This is a genomic window from Clostridia bacterium (assembly GCA_012841935.1).
Taxonomy (GTDB): domain Bacteria; phylum Bacillota; class Peptococcia; order DRI-13; family DTU073; genus DUTS01.
Genome location: DUTS01000027.1, coordinates 1 through 6,507, shown reverse-complemented (window position 1 = coordinate 6,507; position 6,507 = coordinate 1). Strand labels below are relative to the sequence as shown.

Genomic DNA, 6,507 nt, shown 5'->3' with positions numbered 1-6,507 from the left:
TAACTTTAAATGAGGCTAAGGCTTTGGCAATTGAAAATGCGAGGAGTTTGCAAAGTTTAGAAATTACTGTGGAGCAGTTGAGGCTGCGAGCTAGTATTGCTAAAGATACATATGAGGCTAAGGATATTTATAAACAGTATAATAATGCACGTAATTATTTGCTATATTTAAATAGTGAAATAAGGGATTTAGAAGCCCGGTTAGAATCGGCGGAAGGGGAGGAGGTTAGTTTACTTCGGGAGGAATTGGTATATAAAATGCAAGTGGCTGCTATGCAGAGGGCAACCATTGGAGCCCTAAAGAAGCAGTTTCCTTCAAATTTGGGTGCAGATTCACCTTTAAAGAAGATGTGGGATGAAGCTAAGGATCAGTATGAAGATTTAAAAGTGACCTATCAGCAGGCTTTAAAACAGATGGAAGTAGGTATTGAAAAATTATTTTTTGGTATCTATTATCAAAGATTAGCTGTGGATGTTTTAGAAAAGGCACAGCAGTTGCAGAATTTGAGTAAAGAAATAGCTATTTATAGTCGGGATTTGGGTTTGGGAACCATTATGGAGGTACAGCAGGCAGAAAGTGAATTGGTGGAGACAAATAAGGCACTGGCAGATTTAAGGGTTTCTATAAAAGATGTTAGTTGGAAATTAAATGATTTAATGGGGAGAAAGGTGAGTACCCCTTTAAATCTTGTGGTACCATTATATACTCCGGAAAAAATAGAGAAGAATTATAATGAGGTCTTGGAAGCTTGTTTAATTAATAGTCCTTTAATACCACAAAAAGAGAGGGATTTGGAAAAATTAAGGAAGGAGTACCGTGATACCACTGATCGGAAGGAACGGGCCGTAATTGCGGCGGAAATTGAAAAGGCGGAAATTGATTTAGTGGATGCTGAGCAGAAAGTTGGGGAACGAGTTAAAGATGTCTTAGATGGTTTGCATGCAAAATATAAGGCATGGCAAGCAGCGGTTTATAAAAAAAGTGAAGCTGAATTAAGGGAGCGTTTTGCAGGCTATAAATATGAACAGGGTATAATTTCACGGATGGAAAAGTTAGGTAGTGAATTGGCTTTAAAACAAGCAGTTATGGATGAGGCTCGGGCTAAATATGATTACTTTATGTTGGTAAGTGAATTGGAATTGGTGGAAATGGGGATTGTGGAGTAGGTGAGTTAAATTGGTTAAAAAAGAGCGGGCCTATGAAACCACTTTGCAGGCAATGGTTTTTGCGGCCCTATTATTTATTTTATTAATACCGGCTTTTTTTGGTGTTTATCAGGCGGAAGAATTTGTTATTATGCATTTGCTTTCCGGGATAGCTATTTTTTTAATTTTAATGATGGTGAAAGGAAAAGTTAGTTTTTTAGCTACTGGGCTTGATTATCTTTTGGCTGCATTGGTTTTATTATATGTTGTACATTTGGGGAGCAGTTATTATTTTAAACTAGCCCTAGAAGAGGTTTTTAAATATCTTAATTATTTTTTAGTTTTCTGGCTGGTTAGTACTTTTGTTAAGAAGTCAGAAATTAAAAAGATAATTAAGGTTTTATTTTCTATTGGTCTTTTAACTACTTTTTTAGCCTTTTTGGCATATTTTGATTTGATTCATTTGGAAGGTTTAGTACGGGGTAGTAGATTTTATGGTACTTTAAAATATTGTAATGCTTTAGCAGCTTATTTAGGGGCAATGGTAGTTTTGGGCTATTATTTGGAACAGCCGGGAAAAAGTATTTATTTAGGGGGTATTTATTTTTTAACTGTGGGTATTTTTGGTACCCAGTCTCGCTTAATGTGGTTAATTTTTATTCCGGGAATTTTGCTGTGGGGTTGTTTCCAGAGAAAAGCACTGTTTAAGATTGTGGGTATAACTACTTTGGCTTTTTTGAGTTCCCTTTTTATTTTTGGTAAATATCATTGGGGAATTAAAGTGATAGTTTTTCTAGGAGGTAGTTTGTTAAGCTTGGGTTGGAATTGGCTGCAAAAGGGCCAAAAAAAAGTGAGTACAGTTTGTGGATTTGTGGCTATTTTGGGTTTAATGGTGGGTGGTATCAAGTATTGGGGATTAAGTGAAGCCGCGGTATTTTTACAGAGGTTTAAAAGTATTAGTTTGGGTGCTAGCAGTGCTCGGGGTAGATTTTTGTTTTATAAAGATGCTTGGCGAGTAATGCAGGAGGGTAATTATTTAGGTCAGGGGGGAGGAGCCTGGCAAATTCAATTCCCTAGAATACGTTCTTCCTATTACTACACTCCGGAAATACATTCTCAATTTTTGGAAACTGGAGTAGAAGTGGGTGTATTGGGGTTAGTAGTTTTTGCGGCTGTTTTGGGTGTAGTTTTATTTTATATGTTTAAATACAGGCAGGATCCTTTAATCTGGTCTTTGGGTGGTGCTTTTTTGTTTCTTTATTTACACAGCTTGGTTGATTTAGATATGGCTTTGGGATTTATGGCTTTGGTAGCTTGGACTATTTTAGGTTTGTTTAATCGTCAAATTAAGGATAGTGGAGTTTGGCAAAAAGAAGTGAAGATATCCAAATGGGCTTTAGGATGTTTTTTAATGGTTTATTTACTGGTGGTAGGTTCTTGGGGTATTTCCTTAGGTTATAGTAATCGTTTAGGGGAAAGTAGTGATTATGGGGTAGTAGTGGCTAATCTAGAACAGGCGATCAGATTTTATCCCTTTGATGCTCAAAATTATGCCAATTTAGCGGCTGTGCATTTTCAGGCTTATCTGCAAACCGGGGAAGAAAAGTATGCCCAATCAGCTTTGGAAAAAGGAAGGCGGGCACGTCAAAAGGATCCCTTTAATTATAATTGGTATTTGCTGGAGGCTAAGTTTTTATTGGCTTTAGATGATTGTAAGGGTGTATTAGAAATTTTAGAGCAAGCCCGTCCTTATTTGTTTAAATTTGAAAATGATATTTATGCTCAAACTGCTAATCTTTACCGGCGGGTAGTGGAAAAAGGGGAACCTTTGGCTTTAAAAGAAATAATTGTACTTTGGGAAAGGGCACTTGCGGAAATGGCTTCAGTACCTGAAGGGGTGGGTTCTTGGGCAGAAAGAATAAAACTTACGAATTATGAGCCTTTTTTGGTGGAAGTAATTTATGCCTATGATGCTTTAGGTGAAAGGGAACAGGCCCGGGAATTATTTAAAAAGTTGAGTAAACAAACTATTGCTGAACATGAATGGTTAAAGGATAGATTTTAGTTAATTTTTTGGGAAAAGGCAGGGAAATAGTTAATTTTGTAGAAATAAAAAGAAGTGGTATTGTCAGAACATTTTAGGGGGGTTGAGTGTTTTGGTAAAGAAAAAAGCATTGTTTTTTAGTATCTTGGGGGTGTTCTTTTTGTTGGCACCTCAAATTGCGGTGGCCTCTCTAAGCATTGCCACTGTCGAAGTTAGTCCTCTACAGGTAGGTGAACCTGTACAGTATACTCTCGGTTTTTATGTTGGCAGTTCCGGAGCCTTAGAAGGTGGACGCGATGAAGTTATTATTTATTTTCCTGAAGGAACGGTTTTGCCAGAAGCACGTGGGGATAATCTTGAAGGTGTTTTTATCAATGGTGTGGCTGTGGAACCGCGTTCTTTATATTTTAGTGAACGGCGTTTAATTATTACTTTGCCTAGTCAGGTACAGGTACGAGCTAATGATTATGTAGGGATTGTTATTTCTCCCGCGGTAGGAATTGAATTACCGCGAAAAGCGGGCAGCCATTATTTAGAGGTGGAGACTTCACGGGAACGGCGGGTGAAAACTAATTCCTTTACGATTAAAGGCAGTCAGGTTTCGCGTTTGGAAGTGATGCTTAGTCCGGCGGCAGTAGATCAATTTGCCGAATTAGAAATTAGTTTTCGTACTGGTTCACAAGGAAGGTTAGTTCCCGAAGCGGATTTTATTTTTGTAGAATTGGCACCTGAGTTTTATCTACCGCGAACGATAATTGCCGGTGATGTGGAGATAAACGGAGTAACAGCTTTACCTGGTAGTGTAGAGGTAGATACTAAAACTAATACTTTGCGAATCATGGTACCCCCGGAAGTAAAAATTAGGGACCGTGAGGATGTGGTGATTAGAATTGATAGTCGGGCCGGAATTCGCAATCCCCGCAAAAGTGGCACTTATAATTTAGGTGTTTATACTTCTGCAGATACTGTAAATGCTTCTATTAAGTGTCAAGTGGGATTATCAATTACCACTCCGGTGGTATTTGTGAATCCCAATGGTGCTAGGGAAAAGGGACAGTATACTATTGGGTTTACTACTAGTAGGGAAGGGGCTTTAGCAGCTCGGGATGGTCGTATTTATTTAGAATTTCCTGTGGGAACTTCTCTGCCAAGTAGTATTTCACGCAGTCAGGTAACTATTAATGGGGAAAGTGTGCGAACGATAAGTACTTCTTCCAAAAATAGGACGGCTACTTTAGCTATTCCAGATGGTATTTATATTGGGGATGAGGCCTATGTAAACATAGTATTTAAAACAGAGGCAGGTATTAAAAATCCCACAAGTGGAGGAGAATATCAAATAATCGTTAGCACTAGTGCTGATCAAGGTAAGATAAAATCACGGCGGTATGAAATTGTGGGTTCTGATAAAGTAGAGGAAAAAATCGAAGTAGCTGAACCAGATTTTCAGCTTTCTTCTTACCGGCCTGGGGAAAAGGTTAGTTTGAAAATTGTTTTTAAAGAGGGAGCCTTAGGTGATTTAAGAGCAGGGGATAAATTACATGTGATTTTCCCAGTGGCTTATGAAATAAGTGGGGTGCCCCGCTTAGATGAGGTGCAGATTAATGGTGAAAAACCGAAGGAATTAGAATTGGTAGGGCAATCTTTAGTGATTACTTTACCAGATATTGAATTCCGTACTTATGATTTAACGGAAATAAAGATTAATGCTGGGATTCAGAATCCTACGGCAGAAGGGGATTATAATTTACTGCTGTGTTCTTCTTTGAATAACAGTCCCCTTTATAATCAAATCATTAAAATTAGAGAAACAGTAGTGGGTGAAGGTGAAGAACTGCCTTGGGTAGAACTAACTGCTAAGGAAAGTGGTGAAAAAGCAGGTTATATTATCTTTTTTGAACATACTGCTGGTGATTTGGTAGCTGGGGATACGATTAGTCTTACTTTCCCTACTGGTACAGTTGTACCCGCTAATTTATCTCGCTCTTGGATTAAAATAAATGGTGAGATACCGGAAAAGGTAAATGTAGTGGGTAATAAATTAGTACTTACTTTACCTGAAGAATTAAAGATAGAAGGTAGTGTAACCATTTTAATTGATCTGCAGGCAGAAATAGAAAATCCGCTTAGTGGAGGTAGTTATTGTTTAGTGATTGAAACCTCTCAGGGCTATTTTGCACTTTCTGAGGCTTATCAAATTGGTGAGGCTTTAGTTGAGTGGCAGGAAAATGAAATAGTATTTCAAATAGATAGTAAGACTGTTTATTTAGGGAAAACAAAAATCGAATTAGATGTCGCTCCCGTAATTTTAGAAGGGAGAGCTGCTGTTCCTTTACGGGCCCTAGGTGATGCTTTGGGTGCGGAAACTGATTATGAGGCTTTAACTCGTACTATAAAGGTAAAATATCAAGATCGGGAACTCTTTTTCTATATTGATTCTAAATTGGTTAAAGTAAATGATGTTTGGAAAGCAATTGATGTTCCAGCTACTTTAATTGATAATCGGGTTATGATCCCGGCTCGCTTTGTTAGTGAATCTTTTGGGGCGGCGGTAGTTTGGGAAGAAGAAACACGCCGAGTAATTATTACAAAGTAAATGGGGTGGTGTAGTGATGCGTAAAATGATAAGTTTAATATTATTAACAACTTTTTTATTATTGTCTGTCGGCTGTAGCTGCAGTCAGCAAACAGTTATTGGGGTAGTAAATGAAAGTAAAGATGATGAAGCAGCAATTAAAGAAGTAGTGGAGGCTTTTTACCAAGCAAATAAAAATTTTGATTGGCAGAAAATTGAACCAAAAGCAGGTTTGGAATACTGGACTGCTGAGGCTGGAGAACGGTTTTTAGAAGAAGAGGCTAATAGTTGGGTTGAATTTGTTAAGACCCAAAAGTTTTCTAGTAAATTAAAAGGACTTGATTTTGAGGAAATCATGATAGAAGAAAATGAAGCTTCTGTAGAGGTAGTTTCTCGTGAGGAGTTTACCAGTGAAGAAGACGAAAATTTAGATGGAATTTTCCGCGGGTTTGGTTTTTTAGAATTACATAAGAATGAACAGCTTTGGCAAATTGTTGATTATGACTTTCATTTTGTGAAAATAGAAGCATAATTATAAGCCCCCGTTAAAAATCGGGGGCTTATTTTATGCTGGTATTGTGGGCTTTTAGTTGCAGACTATTATTAGGCTGAAGACTTCTGCTTGGGTTTTAAAAAAGGCCCAAAATGATGTATGTGAAGAAAATTAAGGTTTGGTAGGCTGTAGCTTGTGGGAAAAGGGGACTTCTGGAGGAAAATAGGATTTTGGAGGGAAAAGCGGTAGG

At 37.8% G+C, this 6,507-nt stretch carries 4 protein-coding genes; all 4 read left to right on the top strand.

The window, feature by feature from the left end; all coding sequences use genetic code 11:
- The first annotated feature begins 23 nt into the window (after nt 1-23).
- The 4 genes from GX687_01545 (at nt 24) to GX687_01530 (ending at nt 6,296) form a co-directional block, all read left to right on the top strand.
- Nucleotides 24-1,166, top strand: a complete 1,143-nt coding sequence (locus tag GX687_01545) for a TolC family protein (GenBank protein ID HHX96135.1) — start codon at nt 24-26, stop codon at nt 1,164-1,166.
- Nucleotides 1,167-1,176: 10 nt separating this feature from the next.
- Nucleotides 1,177-3,210: a hypothetical protein gene (locus GX687_01540; protein ID HHX96134.1), complete on the top strand. Its 2,034-nt coding sequence runs from the start codon at nt 1,177-1,179 to the stop codon at nt 3,208-3,210.
- Nucleotides 3,211-3,301: 91 nt separating this feature from the next.
- Nucleotides 3,302-5,785 carry a copper amine oxidase N-terminal domain-containing protein gene (locus GX687_01535; GenBank protein HHX96133.1) on the top strand — a complete coding sequence of 828 codons (2,484 nt, stop codon included), beginning with the start codon at nt 3,302-3,304 and terminating at the stop codon, nt 5,783-5,785.
- A gap of 16 nt (nt 5,786-5,801) precedes the next feature.
- Nucleotides 5,802-6,296, top strand: coding sequence for a hypothetical protein (locus GX687_01530; protein HHX96132.1), 495 nt, complete (start codon nt 5,802-5,804; stop codon nt 6,294-6,296).
- Nucleotides 6,297-6,507: the final 211 nt, after the last annotated feature.

Coding starts and splice junctions, on each gene's coding strand:
- GX687_01530 (HHX96132.1), top strand. CDS start 5,802: ATGCGTAAAATGATAAGTTTAATATTATTAACAACTTTTTTATTATTG.